This window comes from Tardiphaga robiniae (genome assembly GCF_013359755.1).
Classification (GTDB): Bacteria; Pseudomonadota; Alphaproteobacteria; order Rhizobiales; family Xanthobacteraceae; genus Tardiphaga; species Tardiphaga robiniae.
In genome coordinates this window covers 1-22,747 of the sequence record NZ_JABMCJ010000061.1, presented here as the reverse complement: position 1 = coordinate 22,747, position 22,747 = coordinate 1, and the positions used below count along the sequence as shown (strand labels likewise).

The window sequence follows — 22,747 nt, the reverse complement described above, 5'->3', positions numbered from 1 at the left end:
CCAATGACCTAAAACGGCGTGGGGCTTTTCGACTATGGACTCCTTCGAACTCAACAAGATTATGGGCGCCATTCTCGGCACCTGCCTGGTTCTGATGGTGACGAATTTCACCGCCCAGGCTGTGTTTTCACCGAAGCATATGGAAAAGCCCGGCTTTGATATCGCCGTGAAGGAAGAGGCCGCCGGCGGTGCCAAGGCCGCTGCCGCGCCGTCCGAACCGATCGAGAAGCTGCTGCAGACGGCTTCGGTCGAGAAGGGCTCAACCGCAGCCAAGAAGTGCGCCGCCTGCCATACATTCGAAAAGGGCGGTCCGAACCGCGTTGGCCCGAACCTGTTCGGCGTCGTCAATGAGAAGGTGGGCGAAGGCAAGGCCGGGTTCAACTTCTCGGCGGGCATGAAGGCCAAGGGCGGCACCTGGACCTTCGAGGAGCTGAACAAGTTCATCGCCAATCCGAAGGGCACCGTACCGGGCACGGCCATGGGCTTCGCCGGCATTCAAAAGGATAGCGAGCGCGCCGACGTGATCGCCTATCTCGCAACTCTCGCCGATAAGCCGGTGCCGCTGCCCACTGCAGCGAAATGAGGACGGTGTCGTAACGCTGTTCCTTGGTAATTTATCATCGATTAAACGGCCAGGCTCAGCCTGGCCGTTTTCGTATCTGCATTACCAAAGCTTAAGCGGGACGTTTGGCCGCAACGCGTTAGGATGCAACCAGCGTGACGGGTGGTATCCTGCGGAAAAGCCGGCATAATCGGTCGAACCCTCGCCTTATATGACCGTTCTAATAGACTGCTTCGGTTCACAGGATTCAGCACATTGACGATTTCCCGACGCCGCCTTCTCCAGACCAGCGCCTTCGCCGCACTTGCCCCTGTCATCGGTGGTGCCGGCAGCCTCTCCGTCATCGACGCAGCAAGTGCCCAGTCTGCGGCAAAAGGTGCAGAATGGCGCCATGCGCTGTCCCTGTTCGGGGAGATCAAGTATCCGGCGGAGTTCAAGCGCTTCGACTACGTCAATCCGGAAGCGCCTAAGGGGGGCACCGTCCGCCAGATCGCCATCGGGACCTTCGACAATTTCAACATCGCGGTGGCCGGCGTGAAGGGCAACATCGCCGGTGCCGTCGGACTGATCTACGAGTCCCTTACGACAGGATCGCTGGACGAGGTCTCGACCGAATATGGTCTGCTGGCCGAAGCCGTCAGCCATCCCGAGGATTACTCCTGGGTGTCCTACCGGCTGCGTGTGAATGCCAGGTGGCATGATGGTAAGCCGGTGACCCCGGAGGATGTGATCTTCTCGCTTGAGTCCTTCAAGAAATATCATCCGCAATATTCTGCCTATTACCGCCATGTGGTGAAGGCCGAGAAGGTCGGCGAGCGCGAGATCAAGTTCACCTTCGATGCGCCCGGCAACCGTGAACTGCCGCAGATCGTCGGCCAGCTCACCGTGCTGCCCAAGCATTGGTGGGAAGGCACCAATGCTTCCGGCGCCAAGCGCGACATCGGCAGCACAACACTTGAGGCGCCGCTTGGCAGCGCCGCCTATCGCATCAAGGAGTTCGTCCCGGGGCGCTCGGTGTCGGTGGAGCGCGTGAAAGACTATTGGGGGCGCGACCTCAATGTGAATGTCGGTCGCAATAATTTCGATGAGCTGCGCTACGAGTATTTCCGCGACGGCACCGTCGCGCTCGAAGCCTTCAAGGGCGACCAGGTGGATTGGCGCACCGAGAACAGCGCCAAGAACTGGGCGACGGCCTATGACTTTCCGGCGGTGGCCGAGAAGCGCGTTGTTCTCGAGGAATTCCTCAATCGCTCGTCGGGCATCATGCAGGGCTTCGCGCTCAACATTCGCCGCGATAAGTTCAAGGATCCGCGCGTCCGCCGCGCGCTGAATTATGCGTTCGACTTCGAGGAGATGAACAAGCAGATCTTCTTTGGCCAGTACAAGCGCATCTCCAGCTATTTCGACGGCACCGAGCTTGCGTCCTCAGGCCTGCCGGAAGGCAAGGAGCTGGAGATTCTGGAGACGGTGCGCGCCGAAGTGCCGCCGGAGGTTTTCACCAAGCCCTATACGAATCCGGTCGGTGGCAGTGCTGAAAATGTGCGCGGCAATCTTCGCGAAGCGCTGCAACTGTTCAAGGAAGCGGGCTACGAAGTCCGTGATCGCAAACTGGTCAATGCCAAGACCGGTGCGCCGTTTGAGCTGGAATTGCTCGGCGAGGATCCCTCTTTCGAGCGCGTGATGCTGTTCTTCAAGCCGTCGCTGGAACGTCTCGGCATCGGCGTGTCGGTCCGCACCATCGATGCCACGCAATATGAGAACCGGCTGCGGACCTGGGATTTTGACATCGTCGTGTCGTCCTGGCCGGAGTCGCTGTCACCCGGTAACGAGCAGCGTGAATTCTGGGGCTCGCAGGCTGCCGACATGGCCGGCTCACGCAACATCGTCGGCATCAAGAATCCTGCGATCGACAAGCTGATCGATCGCGTGATCTTCACCAAGGACCGCAACGATCTCGTCGCTGCGACCAAGGCGCTCGATCGTGTGCTGCTGTGGAACAACTTCGTGGTGCCGCAATGGACCTACAACAAGGTCCGCACCGCGCGCTGGGATCGCTTTGGCCGACCGCCCGAGCCGCCGAAATACGGCCAGTCGGGTTTCCCCGCCATCTGGTGGTACGACGCCGACAAGGCCGCCAAGATCGGCAAGCGCTCTTGAGGAGCACATCGCGCATGGCGCAGCTCAATCGTCGGCACGTGCTGGGTCTCGGGATCGGCGCTATCGCGGCGTCACGCTTCAGCCCCGCTTTGGCGCAAGCGCCGAGCGAAGCCCACGGCATCTCCGCCTTTGGCGATCTGAAATATCCGGCCGATTTTCCGAATTTCGACTACGTCAACGTCAAGGCGCCGAAGGGCGGCGCCTTCTCGACGGTGCCGTCGAGCCGTGCATTCAACCAGTCGTTCCAGACCTTCAATTCGCTGAACGCCTATGTTCTGAAGGGCGACGGCGCGCAGGGCATGGGCATGACCTTCGCCCCGCTGATGGTGCGCGCGGGCGACGAGCCAGACGCGATGTACGGGCTGGTCGCGAAGTCCGTGCAGATCTCTGCCGATGGTCTGACTTATCGTTTTACGCTGAGGCCGGAAGCTCGCTTCCACGACGGCAGCAAGCTCACTGCACGCGATGCGGCATTCTCATTGACGGCCCTCAAGACCAAGGGCCATCCCATCATCACGCAGCAGATGCGCGACATGGTGAAGGCCGAGGCTGTGGACGACCTGACGCTGGTGGTGACATTCGCCGAGAAACGCGGCCGCGATGTGCCGTTGTTCGTGGCAGGCATGCCGATTTTCTCGCAGGCCTATTACGATAAGCGCGCATTCGATGAGACGTCGCTGGAGACGCCGCTCGGCAGCGGTCCCTACAAGGTCGGGCGCTTCGAAGTCGGGCGCTATATCGAATTCGATCGTGTGAAGGACTGGTGGGCCGCGGACCTTCCGGTCAATCGCGGCAGCTATAATTTCGATACAGTGCGGTTCGATTTCTATCGCGACCGCGACGTGGCCTTCGAAGGTTTCACCGGTCGCAATTATCTGTATCGCGAGGAGTTCACCTCGCGCATCTGGAACACGCGCTACGATTTCCCCGCGGTGAAGGATGGTCGCGTCAAGCAGGAGATGCTGCCCGATGACACACCGTCCGGTGCGCAGGGCTGGTTCCTCAACACACGCCGCGCCAAGTTCAAGGATCCGCGCGTGCGCGAGGCGCTCGGCAATGCATTCGATTTCGAATGGACCAACAAGACCATCATGTATGGCGCCTATGTGCGCACGGTGTCGCCGTTCCAGAATTCTGATTTGATGGCGACCGGCGCGCCGTCGCCGGAAGAGCTCGCATTGCTGGAGCCGTTTCGCGACAAGGTGCCGGCCGAAGTTTTCGGAGCGCCCTATCTGCCACCGACATCGGATGGATCAGGTCAGGACCGTGCGCTGCTGCGCAAGGCCATCCAGCTCCTGAACGACGCCGGCTGCGTGATGAAGGACGGCAAGCGCATGACGGCGCAGGGCGAGCCGTTCAAGGTCGAGTTTTTGCTCGATGAGCCTGCTTTCCAGGCGCATCACATGCCCTATATCAAGAATCTCGGCACGCTCGGCATCGAGGCCAGTGTGCGCCTTGTCGATCCCGTGCAGTTCCGCGCACGCCGCGACGATTTCGACTTCGATGCAGCCATCGAACGTTTCAGCTTTTCCACCATTCCCGGTGATTCGCTGCGTTCGTTCTTCTCGATGCAGTCGGCAGCGACCAAGGGCTCGAACAATCTCGCCGGCATTTCCGATCCTGTGGTCGATGCCCTGATGAACGAAGTCATCGCCGCCGATACGCGGCCCAAGCTGGTTTTCGCGGCGCGAGCGCTGGATCGTGTCATCCGTGCCGGGCGCTACTGGGTGCCGCAATGGTATGCGGCCTCGCATCGCGTGGCCTATTGGGATGTGTTCGGCCATCCCGCCAATCTGCCGAAATATATCGGCGTCGGTGCCCCCGATCTGTGGTGGGCGTCCGCAAAACCTTCAAGTGAGCAGGCCAAATAGCATGGGCGCATATATCGCACGGCGCGTGCTGCTGATGTTTCCCACACTGCTGGGAATCCTGTTCGTCTCCTTTGTGGTGGTGCAATTTGCGCCCGGAGGTCCTGTCGAGCGCGTGATCGCACAGCTCAGCGGTGCCGATACCGGCGCGTCGCGCGTCTCCGGCTCGTCCGGCGGCGACTTCGGTAACCGTGCGCAGCCGGGCGCCGCAGGCGATGCGGTGAACTCGAAATATCGCGGCGCGCAGGGGCTTGATCCGGATTTTGTCAAGAGCCTTGAAAAGCAGTTCGGCTTCGACAAGCCGGCGCCGGAACGTTTCGCGCTGATGCTGTGGAACTTCGCCCGCTTCGATTTCGGCAAGAGTTACTTCCGTGACACGACAGTGCTGCAACTGATCAAGGAGAAGTTGCCGGTCTCGATGTCGCTCGGCATCTGGATGATGTTGATCACCTACCTGATCTCGATTCCGCTCGGCATTCGCAAGGCAGTGCAGGACGGCTCGCGCTTCGACACCTGGACCTCGGCGGTCATCATTGTCGGTTTCGCCATTCCCGGCTTCCTGTTCGCGATCCTATTGATCATCCTGTTTTCGGGTGGATCGTTCTGGAGCATCTTCCCGCTACGCGGCCTGACTTCAGACGGCTGGAGCCAGTTCCCGTGGTACTGGAAGATCATCGATTATTTCTGGCACATGACGCTGCCGCTGATCTCCATGGTGCTCGGCGCCTTCGCCACCATGACGCTGCTGACCAAGAACTCGTTTCTCGATGAAATCCGCAAGCAATATGTGATGACGGCGCGCGCCAAAGGCTGCAATGAGCGGCAGGTGCTCTACAATCACATCTTCCGCAATGCCATGCTGATCGTGATCGCCGGATTCCCGGGCGCATTCATCCACGCCTTCTTTTCGGGTTCTCTGCTGATCGAGACGATCTTCTCGCTTGATGGCCTCGGCCTGCTCGGCTTCGAGAGCGTCCTCAACCGCGATTATCCCGTGGTGTTCGGCACGTTGTTCATCTTCTCGCTGGTCGGTCTGGTGGTGAACCTGCTGTCCGATCTGGCCTATATGTGGATCGATCCGCGGATCGACTTTGAGGCGCGAGAAGTCTGATGACCATCACCGCGCCCCTTCCCGTGGAGAGCACCACACAGTCGCCGTTCGGCGAAGCCGTGCCGCCATCGCGGCATCCGCTCGGCATCTCGCCACTCAACCAGCGCCGCTGGCAGAACTTCAAATCCAATCGCCGCGGCTACTGGTCGTTCTGGCTTTTCATGGCCCTGTTCTTCATCTCGCTGTTCGCAGAGGTGATCGCCAATGACCGGCCGTTCTTCATCAAGTTCGACGGCAAGATGTATTTCCCAGCTTTCGTCACTTATTCGGAGACGACCTTCGGCGGTGATTTCGAGACGGCTGCGGACTATCGCGATCCGTTCCTGCAGAAGCTGATCGCCGAGAAGAACGGCACCATTCTCTGGCCGCTGATCCGCTATTCCTACGACACGCATAATCTCGATCTGCCGACGCCGGCACCGTCGAAACCGACATGGATGCTCACCGAGGAGCAGTGCAAGCCGGTGGTCGAAAAGAAGGGCCTCAAGAGCTGCCGCGATCTCGAATATAACTGGCTCGGCACCGACGATCAGGGCCGCGATGTTGTTGCGCGGCTGATCTACGGCTTCCGCATCTCGGTGCTATTCGGCCTCGCGCTTACGATCGTTTCGTCAATCATCGGCATCGCCGCAGGCGGTGTGCAGGGCTATTTCGGCGGCTGGGTCGATCTGGCCTTCCAGCGCTTCATCGAAATCTGGAGTGCGATCCCGTCACTCTATCTGCTGCTGATCCTGTCGTCCGTGCTGGTGCCTGGCTTCTTCGTGCTGCTTGGGATCCTGCTGCTGTTCTCATGGGTATCGCTCGTAGGTCTCGTGCGCGCCGAATTCCTCCGCGGGCGCAATTTCGAATACATCATGGCGGCGCGGGCGCTCGGCGTATCCAACGCCAAGATCATGATCCGGCATCTGCTGCCCAATGCCATGGTTGCCACGATGACCTTCCTGCCATTCATCGTCTCATCCTCGGTGATGACGCTGACCGCGCTGGATTTCCTGGGCTTCGGCCTGCCGCCAGGCTCGCCGTCGCTCGGCGAGCTGCTGTCGCAAGGCAAGGCCAATGTGCAGGCGCCGTGGCTCGGCTTCACCGGCTTCTTCGCGGTGGCGATCATGTTGTCGCTGTTGATCTTCATCGGCGAGGGCGTGCGCGATGCCTTCGATCCGCGCAAGACGTTCAGGTAGGGCCGCAGCATGGATGCCATCAACCAGCCGCTGCTCGATGTGCGCGATCTTTCGGTCGCCTTCCACCATGGCGGCAATACGTCGGTCGCTGTCGACAGGGTGTCGTTCGAGATCAAACGGGGCGAGTGTGTTGCGCTTGTGGGCGAGTCCGGCTCGGGCAAATCCGTCAGCGCCATGTCGATCCTGCGGCTGCTGCCCTATCCGACGGCGTCACATCCGTCCGGCCATATTCGTTTCAAGGGCCATGAGCTCCTGAGCATGTCAGAGCGCGAGATCCGCGGCATCCGGGGCAACGATATCTCCATCATCTTCCAGGAGCCGATGACCTCGCTGAACCCGCTGCACACGATCGGTGCGCAGATCGGCGAGATCCTGCAACTCCATAACGGCATCCGCGGCAGCAAGGCGCGCGAACGAACGCTGGAATTGCTGACGCAAGTCGGCATTCCCGATCCGGAAACGCGTCTCGCCAGCTATCCGCATCAGCTGTCTGGCGGTCAGCGCCAGCGCGTCATGATCGCGATGGCGCTAGCGAACGAGCCCGATCTGCTGATCGCCGATGAGCCGACCACCGCGCTGGACGTCACGGTGCAGGCGCAGATTCTCGCATTGCTGGCTGACATTCGTCAGCGGCTCGGCATGAGTCTCCTCTTCATCACCCACGATCTCGGCATCGTCCGCCGTATCGCTGATACGGTGTGCGTGATGAACAACGGCAAGATCGTCGAGCAGGGGCCGGTGGAGCAGGTGTTCACGGCGCCGCAGCATCCCTATACCAAGGCACTCCTTGCGGCCGAACCGAAGCCCGACCCCGCGCCGCCGCGGCCGGAAGCGCCGGTGGTGATGTCGACGGACGGTCTCAAGGTCTGGTTCCCGATCAAGCGCGGATTGCTGCGCAAGACGGTGGGTCACGTGAAGGCCGTGGACGGCGTCAGTCTGAAGGTACGGCAGGGCGAAACGCTGGGGGTGGTCGGCGAGTCCGGCTCGGGCAAGACGACGTTGGGGCTCGCGTTGCTGCGGCTGATCTCCTCGCAAGGACCGATCGTGTTCCTGAGCAAGGATATCCAGGGACTGCAGTTCAAGGATATGCGGCCGATCCGGCGTGACATGCAGATTGTGTTTCAGGATCCGTTCGGTGCGCTATCGCCGCGCATGTCGGTCGGCGATATCGTGGCCGAAGGTCTGAGCGTGCACCAGCCTTCTCTTTCGCAGGAGGATCGCGAGATGCGCGTCGTCAAGGCGCTGCAGGATGTCGGCCTCGATCCCAAGACCCGGTTCCGCTATCCGCATGAATTCTCCGGCGGCCAGCGCCAGCGTATCAGCATCGCGCGCGCAGCCGTGCTGGAGCCGAGTTTCGTCGTTCTGGACGAGCCGACCAGCGCGCTCGACATGTTGTTCCAGGCGCAGATGGTGGATCTCCTGCGCGAGCTGCAGCGCAAGCGCGATCTCACTTATATGTTCATCTCGCATGACCTGCGCGTAGTCGCCTCGCTGGCCAGCCATTTGATCGTGATGCGACACGGCAAGGTGGTCGAAGAGGGCCCGGCTGCGGATCTGTTCAAGAATCCGAAGAGCGATTACACCCGCGCGCTGTTTGCCGCAGCGTTCAGGATCGAAACGGCACCGGGCGGGGATGCTGCGCAGTAGGATACAATGACGAAAGACAACGATCACCGTCCCACCATTACGGACCGTGCTGCCGATGTCGCTGTCTCGGCTCCGACGGTGGTCGGACGCGGCTTCATGACCTACGAACGGTACGATTTCGCGATCATTCGCGCGGACGATGAGACGTTGCGGCAGCAGCGCGACGTGCTGCGTGCGAGCAGGGTGGCAGCAGTAATTCCCATCGATCTGGAGCGCGGCAAGATCGTACTGATCCACCAGTTCCGTTTGCCGGCGCATCTGGCCACGGGGCGTGGTGAGATGGTCGAGATCGTCGCCGGGCGGATCGATGGCGATGAAACGCCGCTCGCCGCCGCTGCGCGAGAATGCGCGGAAGAGATCGGCGTAACGCCGCAGCGTTTGTTTGAACTCTATAGCGTGCTGCCGACGCCAGGCTGCACCGACGAATATATCACGTTCTTTCTCGGCTTCGTCGACAGCAGCAAGGTGCCTGTTCGGGGCGGTCTCGTCGGAGAGACTGAGGATACGCGGCCCTTCGTGGTCTCCATCCACGACGCGATCGCGGCGCTGGATGGCGGCGCAATTCACAATGGCCTAATGGTGAGTGCCCTACAGTGGTTGGCGCTGCATCGTGACCGACTGCAGGACTACTACGAGCGCGCGGTGCCTAGTCCAGCCGTTTGATGCTCGTGACATTGCTGCCGGCCGCCCTGATCCGCGCAATGGCGCCTTTCGTGTCCTCAATGGCCGTTGCCATGTGATGCGCATTGGCATGCACGATTGTGTCGGCATCGCGGGCGATGGCGACGTGGCCCTTCCAGAAGATCAGGTCGCCGCGCTTCAGATGCTGCATCTCGGCGTCTGTCAAGGCGCGGCCGAGGCCGCTCTCCTGCATGTCGCTGTCGCGGGGGCATCCGGTTCCCGCGGCGGTCAGTGCGATTTGCACTAGCCCGGAGCAATCGATACCGAGGCTGCTCTTGCCGCCCCAGAGATAGGGCGTGCCGACGAAGTGCTCGGCGACCGCAACGAAATCGTTTTCGAACGCATCGATCTCCGCGACATGCCGCCTCGGTACACAATGTCCGGCATTCGTCATCGCAAACGCATCTGTCATCTTGACGATGGCCAGGCGCGCGCCCAGCGGCAGCGTATCTGTCGGCGGCAGCTTGATCGAGGGCCCAGGGAAAAGGAACGTCCGGAGCGCGGTCACTTTGTGTGTTGGCGTCGGCCCGGGTGGATAGAGTGCGAGATCCGAGAGCCAGCCGACATAGCCGTCGCCATTGAGTTGGCCCCAGGCCCAGCCTTCGTCGTTGCGGTCGTAGATGGTGAAGCGCTCGCCCTTCAAGGCCTGCGTATTCATTTCTGCGCCGGAGAATGGTTGGAGCCGCATGGAGGCGACGCCATCGGCAACCTCGAATTCTTCGCCGTCGACGAAGCGTGCGGCCTCGACCTGACCTTCAAGATATCGCGCGGCCACGTCTGGCCGCGCGGGTGTGAGCCTGGGGTCGCGTTTATCCATAGCGTTGGCTCAATAGCTGATAGATTGCGCGTGCCGCCTGGCATTCGCCGCCTTCGGGGCGCGCTGGCTTCGCCGATGGCGTCCAGCCATAGATATCAACATGCAGCCAGCTCTTCGCAGCTTCGACGAAACGCTGCAGGAACAGCGCGCAGGTGATCGAGCCGGCAAAACCGCCGGATGGTGCGTTGTTGATATTGGCGACCTTGGAGTCGAGCCAGGCATCGTAGGGCGCCCAGAGCGGCAGTCGCCAGAGCGGATCGTTCTGCTCCTTCGCACAGCGCGCAACGTCGAGCGCCAGCGTTTCGTCATTGGTGTAGTAGGGCGGCAAATCTGGACCAAGCGCTACGCGTGCAGCGCCGGTCAGTGTGCCCAGATCGACCAGCAGGTCCGGTTTCTCCTCATCGGCATAGGCCAGCGCATCGGCCAGCACCAGGCGACCTTCGGCGTCTGTGTTTCCGATTTCGACCGTCGGACCCTTGCGCGATTTGAAAATATCGAGCGGACGAAAAGCATTGCCGGCCACGGCGTTCTCGACAGCAGGGATCAGCACGCGCAACCGCACTTTCAGCTTGGCGTCCATTACCATCAGCGCCAGCGCCAGGACATTGGCGGCGCCGCCCATATCCTTCTTCATGATCAGCATGCCGCTCGATGGCTTGAGATCGAGGCCGCCGGTGTCGAAGCAGACACCCTTGCCGACCAGTGTCACTTTAGGATGCGACGGATCACCCCAGGAGAAATCGATCAGTCGTGGCACGCGCGTCGAGGCCATGCCTACGGCGTGGATCAGCGGAAAATTCTGTTGCACGAGGTCGTCGCCCACGATGCAGTTGAACTCTGCGCCAAAACGCGTGGCGAGATCCCTGGCGGCCGCGGCGAGTTCTTCCGGTCCCATATCGTTCGACGGCGTATTGATGAGATCGCGCGCCAGTGCTGCAGCCTCGGCCATGCGGCTGATATCGGCGACATCGATACCATCCGGCGGCACCAGCTTCGCCTTGGGCTCATCATTCTTGCGATAGCGGCCGAAACGATAGCTGCCGAGCGCAAAAGCCAGTACGGCGAGGCGGGTGTCGTGGGGGGCGTTGGCGAAACGGTAGGTGCCGGGCGGCAGCAGGCCAGGCAACTGTCCGGGGCGGAACAGGTCACGGAAGGTCGCGCTGTCGTCTTCCAGTCCGAAGATCACCTGGGCAATGGCGCCGTCCTCTGCTGGCAGCGCCAGCCACGCGCCGGGCTTCGCCGCAAAACCGTTGGCCGCGGCGAAAGCTCTCGCCCGCGCGGGGAGTGCCGCGCTGATTTCGGGCCAGGTCGTCTTGGTCGCGAAGGTGATCGGTATGGCGGATGCGGCGGCAGCGGTCTCGAAGGCGGAATGCATATGCGGAATCTCGCGAAAGGGAGCGGCAATGACACCCGAAGCGCAAAGGGCGTCAAGCGACGGTATGGGAGGATATGGCGCGGTCTGCACCGATTAACCAGCCATTAGGGTTAACACTCTATTGCTGAAGGCGTCCGGCCCGCCCGTTCGCGCCATTGTTGAGTCAACCTGTCATGCGTCAGCCCCCTTGTCTTGCCCGGCTTTTGACGACCGCGGCGGTGACCGCGATCCTGGCCGCAGGCCTTGCCGGCTGCAAGACGGCGGGCATGTCCGATATCACCGGTTCCCTTGGCGCTCGGGCGGAAGCACCAAGCGATACCGATCCCGCGCGTGCTGCCGAAGTCTATGGCGAACGCTATCGCGCCAATCCCAAGGATGCTGACGCTGCCCTGCGTTACGGCCAGGCGCTCCGGGCCAACGGCCAGCGGGCCCAGGCCGTTTCGGTGTTCGAACAGGCGACGCTGACGAATCCCGGCAACAAGCCGCTGCTGGCAGGCTACGGCCGCGCGCTGGCCGACGCCGGCAGCTTCCAGCGCGCCTTCGATGTGCTGACCACCGCACATAGCCCAGCCAATCCGGACTGGCGTATCCTGTCGGCACAGGGCGCCGTCCTTGACCAGATGGGGAGGCATGACGAAGCCCGCCGTTACTACGACAGCGCGCTGAAGATCAGGCCGGAGGAGTCGTCCGTGCTCTCCAATCTCGGTCTGTCCTACATGCTCTCGAAGGATCTGCCGCAGGCCGAGGCGACGCTGCGCCGCGCGCAGGGCCGCGGCAATGTCGATCCGCGCGTTCGCCAGAATCTCGGTCTCGTGGTTGGCCTGCAGGGCCGGTTCGGTGAAGCGGAATCTATCGTGAGGGCTGACCTGCCCCCAGACGAAGCAGCGGCGAATGTCGCCTATCTCAAGCAGATGCTGAGCAGTAAAGGTCAGCCCCGCCTGGGCGCCCGGGACGACGACGCGCCGCGTCGGTCGTAATTTCTCGCAGGTCAAATTTCGCAATGACGTTGAGCAAGGCCAAGCTCACCGGCCTCACTGCATCGCTGCGACCTTGATGCCCGTTGGGCCGAGAATGACGACGAACAGAACCGGCAGGAAGAACAGGATCATCGGCACCGTCAGCTTCGGCGGCAGCGCGGCGGCCTTCTTCTCGGCTTCGTTCATGCGCATGTCGCGGTTTTCCTGCGCCATCACGCGAAGGCTCTGACCGAGCGGAGTGCCGTAGCGTTCCGACTGCATTAGCGCCAGACAGACTGATTTGACGCCCTCCAATCCGGTACGCTTTGCGAGGTTCTCATATGCAACCTTGCGATCCTGCAGATAGGACAGTTCGGCCGTGGTCAGTGTGAATTCCTCGGCCAGCGCCACCGACTGCGTTCCGATCTCGATGGACACGCGGCGAAACGCGACTTCGATGGACATGCCGGATTCGATGCAGATCAGCAGCAGATCGAGAGCGTCCGGAAACGCGCGGCGGATCGAAAGCTGGCGTTTGGTGATTGCATTCTTGAGAAAGATCATCGGCGCCTGCAGGCCAAGATAGGCGGCACCGAGGCACATGCCGATCTTGATGGGCATCGACTGTTCCATGCGCGAGATGACGAACACATAGAGGATCGCGAAGACGAGGAACACGATCGGCGTGACGGCGCGGAAGAACAGGAAGGTGATATAGGGCGCTTGGCCGCGATAGCCGGCCATGACCAGCTTGTCGAGCGCGGCTTCCTGCGCCAGCCATTTGCTGAGGTTGAACTCGGTCACGACCTTGGAGACCAACTGCTTCGGCGTCTGGCGCAGCGACACTCTCTCGCCTTTCGCCATGCGGTCCCGCTCGCGCTGCCGCAGCCGCTCCCGTTCGCTGGCGACCGCTTTCATTCGCTTGGCGAGGCCATCGCCGGCGAATAGCGGCGTCAGCAGGCTGTAGGCCGTTGCCGCAACCGCGATCGCGGCCAGCAGCATCGTCATGAAACGGATGTCGTGAAGCTTTGCTATCAGGAGATCGAGCATGCCAGCACCATCAGAAGTCGAAGTTGATCATGCGCTTCATGACGTAGATGCCGCAGGACATCCAGACCACGCAGGCCGCCAGCATCAGGCGGCCTGTCGGATGGGTCCACAGCAGCGAAATATATTCAGGCGTGCTGAGATAGACGAGCAACATCACGATCGGCGGCAGCGAGCCGATGATGCCGGCGGACGCCTTGGCTTCCATCGACATGGCCTGGATTTTCTCGGCCATCTTCTTGCGGTCGCGCAGCACCTTGGAGAGGTTGCCGAGAGCTTCCGAGAGGTTGCCGCCCGATTTTTGCTGGATCGCGATGACGATGCCGAAGAAGTTGGCTTCCGGAAGCGGCATGCGCTCATAGAGCCGCGCGCAAGCCTCGCCGAGCGGCATACCTATGGTCTGAGTTTCGATGATGGCAAGAAATTCGCTGCGTAGGGGTTCCGACGCGTCGGCGGCGACAACCTTGATCGAGTCGAATAGCGGCAGACCGGCCTTGATACCGCGAACGATGACGTCGACAGCATCTGGAAGCGCTTTGAGGAAGGCCGCCTCGCGCCGCTTCTTGAGAAAGCTGAGGATCCAGCGCGGCAGGCCGAAGCCGGCGGCGAATCCGAGACCGGCGGCCGCGAGCAGACCGCCGCCAAACATCATGGTCACCAGGAAGCTTCCGCCTCCCAGAATGCCGGAGATCACCATGAATTTCTGGTCGCTCCAGTCGAGGCCGGCCTGCGCGATCCGGATTCCGAGCGGGATCTTCTTTTCCTTCTGGAGACGTGCTTCGACTTCCTTGAGAGATCCTTCGACCTGCTCGCGCCGGGACCGCTGGTTTCTGTCGACCTGGCGCGCCACGGGCTCCGTCCGCGCGACCGATGCACGGCGGGTTTCGGCCTTCTTCTCGCCGGACAACAGCGGATAGAGAAAAACCCAGGCCAGACCGCCGACAGCGATGCTGGCCATGAATGCCAATGCGAGCGCCTGCATGTTCATCATTCGCTCCTCAGTTCGGCGCTATGACTTCGGCAGCATCGAGCGCCGCCGCGAGCCGCTTCTCCTCGCCGTAATAGCGGGCACGATCCCAGAACCGCGGGCGGCCAATACCGGTCGAGCGGTGCCGTCCGATGATGTTGCCGTTGGCGTCTTCACCGACCATGTCGTAGACGAACAGGTCCTGCGTAATGATGGTGTCGCCTTCCATGCCCATCACCTCGGTGATGTGCGTGATGCGGCGCGAGCCGTCGCGCAGACGGGCGGCCTGTACGATGACGTCGATCGACGCGCAGATCATTTCGCGAATGGTGCGCGAGGGCAGCGAGAAGCCACCCATGGTGATCATGGATTCGCAGCGCGACAGCGCTTCACGCGGATTGTTGGCGTGGAGGGTGCCCATCGAGCCGTCATGGCCGGTATTCATCGCCTGCAACAGGTCGAATGCCTCGGGTCCGCGGACTTCGCCGACGATGATCCGCTCCGGACGCATACGCAGACAGTTACGCACCAGTTCGCGCATCGTGACCTGGCCTTCGCCCTCGATGTTCGGCGGCCGGGTTTCGAGCCGCACCACGTGGGGCTGCTGCAGCTGAAGTTCAGCGGCGTCTTCGCAGGTGATGATGCGCTCGTCGTCGTCGATATAGTTGGTGAGACAGTTCAGCAGCGTGGTCTTGCCCGAACCGGTACCGCCGGAGATCAGCACGTTGGCGCGGCAGCGGCCGATGATCTGAAGGATCTGGGCGCCGTCCGGCGAGATCGCGCCGAATTTGACCAGCTGCTCGAGCGTCAGCTTGTCCTTCTTGAACTTACGAATCGTCAGCGCAGGACCATCGATGGCCAGCGGCGGCACGATGGCGTTGACGCGCGAGCCGTCGGCAAGACGAGCGTCGCAGATCGGTGAGGATTCATCGACGCGGCGGCCGACCTGGCTGACGATGCGCTGGCAGATATTCAGCAACTGCTGATTGTCGCGGAAGCGGATGCCGGTCTTCTGGATCTTGCCGGCGACTTCGATGAACACCGTGCCGGCACCATTGACCATGATGTCGGCGATGTCGTCGCGCGCCAGAAGCGGCTCGAGCGGCCCGTAACCGAGCACGTCGTTGCAGATGTCGTCGAGCAGTTCTTCCTGCTCGGCAATGGACATCACGATGTTCTTGATCGCGATGATCTCGTTGACGATGTCGCGGATTTCCTCGCGCGCGGATTCTCCGTCGAGCTTGGCGAGCTGCGCGAGATCGATCGCCTCGATCAGGGCGCCGAAAATCGTCGCTTTGACCTGATAGTAATTTTCGGAGCGACGCTCTGCGATGACGGGGGCCGCTGGTGCAGCACGCGCGGGTGACAGCGGCGGCGATGACACAGCCGGTGGCGCAGACGCAGCCATCGCGCCGGGAGAGGGCTCCGGCGCGCTGGCGGGCTTGACGGCCCGGACATCGGTATCTGTTCCGCTACGCTTACCAAACACGACAACACTCCATGCGGTGAATTACTTCGACCGCAATTTCTCCAGGAACGGACCCAGGAAGGATCCTCGTGGCTTCTTGGCCTCGCCGCGGCCCGTCAGCCGCTGCGCAATTTGCAGAAAGAGTTCGGTGGTGCGATGGCCGGCCGCAATTTCGGCAATCATCTGACCATTGTTAGCGGCCGAGCCGAACATCTGTGGATCGAACGGGATCGTGACGATCGGCGGTGTCTCGATGGCCTTGGCGAATTCGCTGGCGCTGATTTCGGGCCGCTTTGGAACGCCGACCTGATTGAGGCAGTACAGCGGTGCGCGATCATTGGGGCGCGAGGCCTTTATCAGATCGTACATGTTCTTGGTATTGCGCAGGTTGGCGAGATCCGGCGCCGCGACGATCAGGATGTCGTCCGCGCCGATCAGGGCCCGCTTGGTCCATCCCGACCATTGATGCGGCACGTCGAGCACGATGCAGGGCATTGTCGACCGCAGCGTGTCAAAGATCGAGTCGAAGGCCTCGGCGCCAAAATCGTAGACGCGGTCCAGCGTGGCGGGGGCAGCCAGCAGGCTGAGATGGTCGGTGCACTTCGACAGTAGACGGTCGATGAAGGCGGTGTCGACACGATCCGGCGAAAACACTGCGTCGGCGATGCCTTGCGGCGGGTCCTGGTTGTAGTCCAGCCCGGCGGTTCCAAAGGCAAGATCGAGGTCGGCGACAACGGAGTCCAGCGCCAGATCGCGCGCGATCGCCCAGGCGACGTTGTGAGCGATGGTGGACGCGCCGACGCCGCCCTTGGCGCCGACTACGGCAATGATACGGCCGACCGCCTTGGCTTCCGGCGCCGAGAACAATCCGCAGATCGAACGAACGACGTCGATCGTCGCAACAGGCGCGATCACGTAGTCGCTGACGCCGCGACGAACGAGCTCGCGGTAGAGCGTGACATCGTTGACCTTGCCGATCACCACCACGCGGGTACCGGAATCGCAAACTGTCGCCAGTTGATCAAGGCCAGCGAGAATGTCGCCGCGCGGTTCGGTCTCGAGAACGATGACGTTCGGCGTCGGTGCCGACCGATAGGCCTCGATGGCCGCAGGCATGCCGCCCATCTGGATCTTGATGTGAGCCTTGCCCAGGCGCCTGTCCTCGGCGGCGGCCTGCACAGCGGCAGCGGTTTCCACGGTCTCGCAGAACGCCTGCACCGACACCCGCGGTGCCGGCGCAATATGCTCCTCTGCTGCGGGTGCGGAGGGCTGCTCGTCTGCGGTTTTCTGCGCGTAGCTAATCATTGGCCCACATTGCTGATTCTGGTCTTGTCTTCGGGATAGGTCGTCGCGGTGCTCTCACCCTTGCGATACTTGTCCAGCACGACGGTACGTCGGCCGGCATAGACAGGGGTTTCGGCGCGCGGCTGAACCAGGTCCGAAGGATTGGCGACCATGGCGGCGAGATTGCGTTGCTGGGCGCAGCCGAGATTGTAATATGGCTTGTTCGCGAGATAGCCCTTGTTCTTGATCGACGACGCAAGGTCGTCGGGCCAGGTGCCGCACGGACCGGCCGAAGCCGCGATCAGCGGGTAGCTGACGCGGATGGTCGGCAACATACGCGGATCGCTCGGCTGATAGCTACGCATCAGGACGCCGTTCTGGGGCACGCCAATCGCCATCAGGAGCGAATGAACCTCACGATAAGACTCTCTGGCGGCGCGTGCATTCGGTGTATTGACCGGCACCTCCGCAGTGATGACGCCGGTGCCTTCGCGCAACCAGTCCTGACCGAGCGATACGATATCCGCGCGCTGTGTGGCCGACAGGCCGCCGCGCTGGCTGCCGACGAAGACCTCGGTGGTCTTGGCCCGTTCTTCGACAACGATGGGATGCCGCAGCCGGTAATCGTCCGGTATGCTCGACGTCGTGTCCTGCGCAACGGTCTTGCAGCCGCCGAGCGCAAGCGCCAGGAACAGCAGCGCGCCAGTGGCGGTCCGTGTGCGCGAAGAGTGTATCGCTGTGTGATTGATCATGGTCATCGGATACTTGCCCCGTCTCAATCCGTGATGAAGCCGAAAACACCACGATAGCTGCGCGTCGGTTGGGTCGGCTCGGTGCGGTGCGGTGCGCCATAGATGCGGTTGACGTTGCCGAGCAGATCGGCCTGCGGATCGGATGCATCCACGAAGCCGTCATCCGGACGCGAGAGATCCTTCTGCGCGACGGCGCGGACCACATAGGGCGTGACCAGGACCATCAGCTCGGTGTTGTTGTTGACGTAATCCCGGCTGCGGAACAGCGTGCCCAGCACAGGCAATTGCGACATGCCCGGCAGGCCGCTGATGGCCGCTTTGGTCTGCTGCTTGATAAGGCCGGCCATTACCATCGAACCGCCGGACGGAATCTCGAGCGTGGTGTCCGCACGGTTGACCTTGATCGCCGGGATCGACGTTCCGCTGATCGTGACGGAATTTTCCTGCGATAGCTCGGAGACTTCGGTGCCGACACGCAGGCTGATACGACCTTCGCTCAGAACCACCGGCGTAAAGCCCAGCGAAATACCGAATTTCTTGAAGGTGATCTGCGTCGTGCAGATCCGCGTCGTGGGATCGCAGGTATTGCCGCCGGGGACCGGGAATTCGCCACCCGCAAGGAAATTGGCGGTCTCGCCGGAGATCGCGGTCAGCGTGGGCTCGGCAAGCGTCCGGATGACGCCGGCGTTTTCCATCGCTTTCAGCGTCGCCGTGACGGATGGCGTCGATCCGAAGGATGCCTTGAGGGCATTATCGGAGACCAGGCTGCCGCCGCGCGCCGTGAACGGGTTGCTATTGTTGAAGTTGACGACGGACGTGCCGTAGCTCATCGATGCCGACAGATCGACGCCGAGCTGCTTGACAATGTTGCGCTGGACTTCCGCAACGGTGACCTTGAGCATGACCTGATCACGCCCGCGCACCGAGATGCTGTTCACGACCTTGTCCATGCCGCCGACGAGGCGCGCCGCGAGGTCCGCGGCCTGCTGCGCTTCGACCTGACTCGATGCCGTACCCGACAGCATCACGCCATCGCCGAGACCTTCGATGCGAATATCCGTATTGGGCATGGTCTGCTTGAGCGCGGCCCGAATACCATTCAGGTCGCGCGTGACGGCGATATCATAGGCGGCGATCTGCTGGCCGTTGACGTCGAAGAATACGATGTTGGTCTGGCCTACGGTCGCACCGATGATGTAGGCGCGCTGCGCCGAACGCACGACGGCGTTGGCGATCTTGGGATCGGCGACCAGCACATCCTTGATGTCGCGCGGCAGGTCGATAACGATCGACTTGCCGATGCCGAGCGGCAGGAATTTTGCGTTCAAGGCGCCGGCGCTGCCGGCTTGCATGGACGCGGAGTCGGCCGCGAAAACGGGCGTCGATACGGGATTGATCGTGAGCGCCGTGATGGCGGTGAGCGACAGCGCGCGGGCTGCAAGAGCCCGCATCGATCCGCCTGTTGTGATGCGCTTCATCGCCTGCGTCCTCTTGATCACTTCGTCATGGTCGCGGTCGACGGGATGCCGTAACGCACGATGCTAATACTGTCGCGCTTACCGCCATTGGGATCTTCAACCGGCGCAGGCGCGTTAGCGTCGACCAGGGCCCGCAATGCCAGTGAGATCGTGCCGCTCTGCCGCGCGCGGGCGAGCAACTCGGCCTGTTCGGGCTTCAATTCGAGCGTTGCGGTCTTGCCGACGACTGAATTCTGACCATCCTTTTCCTTGGGCGCCTGATCGATGGCGAGAATGCGGATATTGTTCAGGATGATCTCGGAGTTGATGACCTCAATGCCGCTGCGATCCGTGCCACGTTCGCGCTTCGACAGGATTACGTCGACGCGGTCGTTTGGCAGAATGAAGCCGCCGGCGCCGGTTTCCGGCGAAATTTCGGTGGAGACGGCGCGCATGCCGGTCGGCAGAACGGCGGCCATGAAGCCAGCGCCATTGGCGCGCACCAGTTTCGGTTCGCGGATCGGTTCGCCGGCAATGAAGGCCGAACGCGCGATGGAGCCGGCGATTTGCGTCGCTGCGTCCGGGCGGCTGTTACGGCTGATGACATTGGTGCTCGCCGCTGATGCGGGCCAGGACTGCCACTGGACATCATCGGGACCGAGCGCCTGACCGAGCGCGATATCGGCCTTGGCAACGAGAACGTCAGTTGTCGGGGCTTCGGCGACCTGAGGGGGCGGCGGTGCGTCCGATGTGCTCGCAAGATATAGCGCCACACTGCCAGCGCCGAGTGCAATGGCGAGGACCACAATGCGTGCGGTATTCATACGCTTCAACTTTCCACATTACGCCGCGACGCTGCCGCCGCTGTAACGGGAGTTGACCAGTTATTCGTCAAAGCATGGTTAATGAGCGGTATCTAAATCGCGTTAATAGAAAGTTCCGATCTTAGTGAAGCGCGAGACGCGCCAGGTCGATCGTCTTCACCCATCCGGTGTCGGGGTAAATGAGCAATGCGCCGAGGGCGAGGGCAATACCGTAAGGGATGCCGGTTTCCTTGTGATGCAGACGCATCAGCCAGGCTTGGCCGCCGAGCGCATAGGGCAGTGGCCACTGCCGGAACTGGAGCAGCAGCAATGTGAGCGCGCCGCCGAACAGCGAGGCGTAAACGAGGTAGTTCAGGAGATGGTCGAAGCCGAACCACAGTCCCGCAGCTGCGGCGAGCTTGGCATCGCCGCCACCGATCCAGCCGAACGCGAAACAGGCGAAAGCGACCACCAGCACGGTCGCCCCCGCGCCGAGATGCGACAGCGCATCGTGAAGGCCCATCCCGCCGAAGATCGCCAGCACGGCGAAGCCCGCCACCAGCAGCAGCGAGATACGGTTCGAAATGGTCATCGTGAAAAGGTCGCTGATCGCCGCATAGGCCATCAGGCCCGGGAACAGCAGGAGGCGCGTCAAATCGAGGATCATGGCTTCAAGGGCCCGTTACGGCGACAACGGAAAACCTAGCCAGCAGAAATGAACAATCGGACAACAAGAAAGAATTTACCAAACGCTGGCGATCCGAATCGCGACGGCGACCAGCGCGAGAATCAATGCGGCGCAGACCAGACCGGCGGGGTCGCGGAGCGAGATCTGAAGTCCCTGCAGGACGGAGCGGGGAATGTCGGGGTGTCTCATACGCATTACACTTTTGACGACGACGGCTCAGCAGCATCCCGAAACAAAAAAGGCTCCGGACACCGGAGCCTTTGATGCACTCGTAACAGTCGCTTACTTGAGCGAGCCGTTGATCGAGGTGAACTTGCCGTTCAGGTTCGAGCCGAGGCCGTTAACGACCGCGATGATGGCCAGCGAGATGCCGGCAGCAATCAGGCCGTATTCGATAGCGGTGGCGCCGGACTCATCCTTCATGAAACGCGAAACGAGGTTCTTCATAATATAAAACTCCATATGTGCACGTGGCTGTCGATCGTGATGCCTGGTCTCCCCGGCGTTCTCAGCACCGTGACCATGAGGGAACACTAGGAGTGGGGAATTGCAGTGCGGTTAATTCGATTGATGAAAGTCGGTCGCATTTGTCTCTTCTTTTGCACGGTAAATACCTACTTAAAGCGATTTTAGAATGACTTGGGTGTGATGACACCAGGCGTGTCCTTTTCGCTTCATCGCTCCTTAAGCATACCGCGGTAACTCTTGGCCTCCGGAGCCTACGAGGTCGCGATGACTATACTCCCCATGGAAGTCCTGAACATGTTCGGCGAGACCATCATGAAGGTGGTGCCGATCACGCTGGTTGTTGCGGTGGTCTTTACGGTGCTGACGCATTTCTGGGCCTGCAATCCCGGCAAGCACTGGTGGCGCAAGACGGAGATCGTGACCGACGTGGTCTACTGGTTCTTCGTGCCGCTGATCACCCGCGTCGTGCGGATCGGACTCCTCGTGGTCGGCGCTGCCGTCGTCTTCAATATTCACGATGCCGATGAACTGATTGCCTTCTACGACAACGGCCACGGGCCGCTGGCGCAGATGCCGCTCTGGGTACAGGGGATCTTCTTCCTCGTGGTGTCCGACTTCATGCTCTACTGGCTGCACCGGATGTATCACGGCGGCGGCTTCTGGAAGTACCACGCCATCCATCATTCGTCGGAAGAGATCGACTGGATCTCCGCTGCACGGTTTCATCCGGTCAACCTGTTTCTCGGCACCGTCGCGGTCGACGTGCTGCTATTGATGGCCGGTATCTCGCCGAACATCATGCTGTGGGTCGGCCCGTTCACGACCTTCCACTCGGCTTTCGTGCACGCCAATCTGAACTGGACCCTCGGGCCGTTCAAATATGTGCTGGCGACGCCGGTGTTCCACCGCTGGCACCACACGTCGCTGGAGCGCGGCGGTAATACCAATTTCGCCGGCACGTTTCCGATCTGGGACATCATGTTCGGGACCTTCCGCATGCCGAAGGGTGAACTGCCGGATAATTACGGTGTCGACGGCGAGCCTTTGCCGACCGAATTCACCGGGCAACTGGCCTATCCGTTCAAGCAGTAGCACGCTCTTCCTGCTCCTCCCCCAAGCGGCGTAGCCACGCTGAGGAAGGGATTCCTCTGGCGCCTACGCGCCATCGCAGATTCAACTGTCAAACAGCCACTGCTCTGAAGACATGCGTCATCGCCCCCATTGTTTGCGGCGCGGGGGCGCCGTCGTCTCTTGCATTCCCTGCCCCCTGTGAGAGGGCGTGCGGAACGCCGGGTGCCCATTGCACCCTTGGGCCTGATGCGATGCGGTTTTCCGCAATTTAGAGTGCATCAGGACTTTCGGAGGCGCCGAGCGCGTGCCCGACGTTCCGCCTGCGGTGTTTTTTCGGTTGCTTGCACTTTGCCTCGACGAACGCTCCGATCGCGAATTAAAGTCCCAAGG

Annotated in this window: 20 protein-coding genes; 9 read left to right on the top strand and 11 right to left on the bottom strand. The window is 61.6% G+C overall.

Annotated features, from left to right (window positions below; all coding sequences use genetic code 11):
• Window positions 1–34 precede the first annotated feature (34 nt).
• The 7 genes from HP556_RS01545 (at window position 35) to HP556_RS01515 (ending at window position 9,186) form a co-directional block, all read left to right on the top strand.
• Window positions 35–583 carry a c-type cytochrome gene (locus tag HP556_RS01545; RefSeq protein ID WP_068736206.1) on the top strand — a complete coding sequence of 183 codons (549 nt, stop codon included), beginning with the start codon at window positions 35–37 and terminating at the stop codon, window positions 581–583.
• Between the two features lie 234 nt (window positions 584–817).
• Window positions 818–2,719, top strand: a complete 1,902-nt coding sequence (locus HP556_RS01540) for an extracellular solute-binding protein (protein WP_175365657.1) — start codon at window positions 818–820, stop codon at window positions 2,717–2,719.
• 14 nt (window positions 2,720–2,733) lie between these two features.
• Complete coding sequence (locus HP556_RS01535) at window positions 2,734–4,590, top strand: extracellular solute-binding protein (protein WP_175365656.1); 1,857 nt, start codon at window positions 2,734–2,736, stop codon at window positions 4,588–4,590.
• A gap of 1 nt (window position 4,591) precedes the next feature.
• On the top strand, window positions 4,592–5,698 hold the full coding sequence (locus HP556_RS01530; RefSeq protein WP_068736211.1) for a microcin C ABC transporter permease YejB: 1,107 nt from the start codon (window positions 4,592–4,594) through the stop codon (window positions 5,696–5,698).
• Window positions 5,698–6,876 carry an ABC transporter permease gene (locus HP556_RS01525; protein ID WP_175365655.1) on the top strand — a complete coding sequence of 393 codons (1,179 nt, stop codon included), beginning with the start codon at window positions 5,698–5,700 and terminating at the stop codon, window positions 6,874–6,876. Before HP556_RS01530 ends, HP556_RS01525 begins: the two co-directional genes overlap by 1 nt.
• A 9-nt stretch (window positions 6,877–6,885) precedes the next feature.
• The gene (locus HP556_RS01520) at window positions 6,886–8,523 is read left to right on the top strand and encodes an ABC transporter ATP-binding protein (RefSeq protein ID WP_175365654.1); all 1,638 of its coding nucleotides are present in this window, start codon (window positions 6,886–6,888) and stop codon (window positions 8,521–8,523) included.
• Window positions 8,524–8,529: 6 nt separating this feature from the next.
• Window positions 8,530–9,186 carry an NUDIX domain-containing protein gene (locus HP556_RS01515; protein WP_175365653.1) on the top strand — a complete coding sequence of 219 codons (657 nt, stop codon included), beginning with the start codon at window positions 8,530–8,532 and terminating at the stop codon, window positions 9,184–9,186.
• Here HP556_RS01515 and HP556_RS01510 read toward each other — a convergent pair.
• Window positions 9,170–10,021 carry a C40 family peptidase gene (locus HP556_RS01510; RefSeq protein ID WP_175365652.1) on the bottom strand — a complete coding sequence of 284 codons (852 nt, stop codon included), beginning with the start codon at window positions 10,019–10,021 and terminating at the stop codon, window positions 9,170–9,172. The genes HP556_RS01515 and HP556_RS01510 overlap by 17 nt on opposite strands.
• On the bottom strand, window positions 10,014–11,396 hold the full coding sequence (locus HP556_RS01505) for a leucyl aminopeptidase family protein (RefSeq protein WP_175365651.1): 1,383 nt from the start codon (window positions 11,394–11,396) through the stop codon (window positions 10,014–10,016). The genes HP556_RS01510 and HP556_RS01505 overlap by 8 nt, the downstream gene beginning before the upstream one ends.
• A gap of 173 nt (window positions 11,397–11,569) precedes the next feature.
• On the opposite strand from HP556_RS01505, the gene HP556_RS01500 reads away from it, so the two are divergent.
• Window positions 11,570–12,373 carry a tetratricopeptide repeat protein gene (locus HP556_RS01500; protein WP_175365650.1) on the top strand — a complete coding sequence of 268 codons (804 nt, stop codon included), beginning with the start codon at window positions 11,570–11,572 and terminating at the stop codon, window positions 12,371–12,373.
• Window positions 12,374–12,427: 54 nt separating this feature from the next.
• Here the strand turns inward: HP556_RS01500 and HP556_RS01495 are convergent, their stop codons facing one another.
• The 9 genes from HP556_RS01495 to HP556_RS01455 all read right to left on the bottom strand — a co-directional run bounded on the left by HP556_RS01495 (window position 12,428) and on the right by HP556_RS01455 (window position 21,265).
• A complete protein-coding gene (locus HP556_RS01495; protein WP_175365649.1) occupies window positions 12,428–13,402 on the bottom strand; it encodes a type II secretion system F family protein in 975 nt (324 codons plus the stop codon).
• 10 nt (window positions 13,403–13,412) lie between these two features.
• On the bottom strand, window positions 13,413–14,387 hold the full coding sequence (locus tag HP556_RS01490) for a type II secretion system F family protein (protein WP_175365648.1): 975 nt from the start codon (window positions 14,385–14,387) through the stop codon (window positions 13,413–13,415).
• A 10-nt stretch (window positions 14,388–14,397) separates the two neighbouring features.
• Entirely contained in the window at window positions 14,398–15,855 is a 1,458-nt protein-coding gene (locus tag HP556_RS01485; RefSeq protein WP_120288696.1) for a TadA family conjugal transfer-associated ATPase, read from the bottom strand.
• 21 nt (window positions 15,856–15,876) lie between these two features.
• Window positions 15,877–17,139: a CpaE/TadZ family protein gene (locus HP556_RS01480; protein ID WP_175365647.1), complete on the bottom strand. Its 1,263-nt coding sequence runs from the start codon at window positions 17,137–17,139 to the stop codon at window positions 15,877–15,879.
• Window positions 17,136–17,870, bottom strand: a complete 735-nt coding sequence (locus HP556_RS01475) for a CpaD family pilus assembly protein (protein ID WP_175365672.1) — start codon at window positions 17,868–17,870, stop codon at window positions 17,136–17,138. Before HP556_RS01475 ends, HP556_RS01480 begins: the two co-directional genes overlap by 4 nt.
• A gap of 23 nt (window positions 17,871–17,893) precedes the next feature.
• The gene (locus tag HP556_RS01470; RefSeq protein WP_175365646.1) at window positions 17,894–19,348 is read right to left on the bottom strand and encodes a type II and III secretion system protein family protein; all 1,455 of its coding nucleotides are present in this window, start codon (window positions 19,346–19,348) and stop codon (window positions 17,894–17,896) included.
• A gap of 17 nt (window positions 19,349–19,365) precedes the next feature.
• A complete protein-coding gene (gene cpaB / locus HP556_RS01465) occupies window positions 19,366–20,151 on the bottom strand; it encodes a Flp pilus assembly protein CpaB (protein WP_089261538.1) in 786 nt (261 codons plus the stop codon).
• Window positions 20,152–20,272: 121 nt separating this feature from the next.
• Window positions 20,273–20,797 carry an A24 family peptidase gene (locus HP556_RS01460; protein WP_175365645.1) on the bottom strand — a complete coding sequence of 175 codons (525 nt, stop codon included), beginning with the start codon at window positions 20,795–20,797 and terminating at the stop codon, window positions 20,273–20,275.
• A 303-nt stretch (window positions 20,798–21,100) separates the two neighbouring features.
• Entirely contained in the window at window positions 21,101–21,265 is a 165-nt protein-coding gene (locus tag HP556_RS01455) for a Flp family type IVb pilin (protein WP_089261533.1), read from the bottom strand.
• A gap of 285 nt (window positions 21,266–21,550) precedes the next feature.
• Here HP556_RS01455 and HP556_RS01450 point away from each other — a divergent pair, with 285 nt between their 5' ends.
• Window positions 21,551–22,378, top strand: coding sequence for a sterol desaturase family protein (locus HP556_RS01450; RefSeq protein ID WP_089263571.1), 828 nt, complete (start codon window positions 21,551–21,553; stop codon window positions 22,376–22,378).
• The last annotated feature ends 369 nt before the right edge of the window (window positions 22,379–22,747 follow it).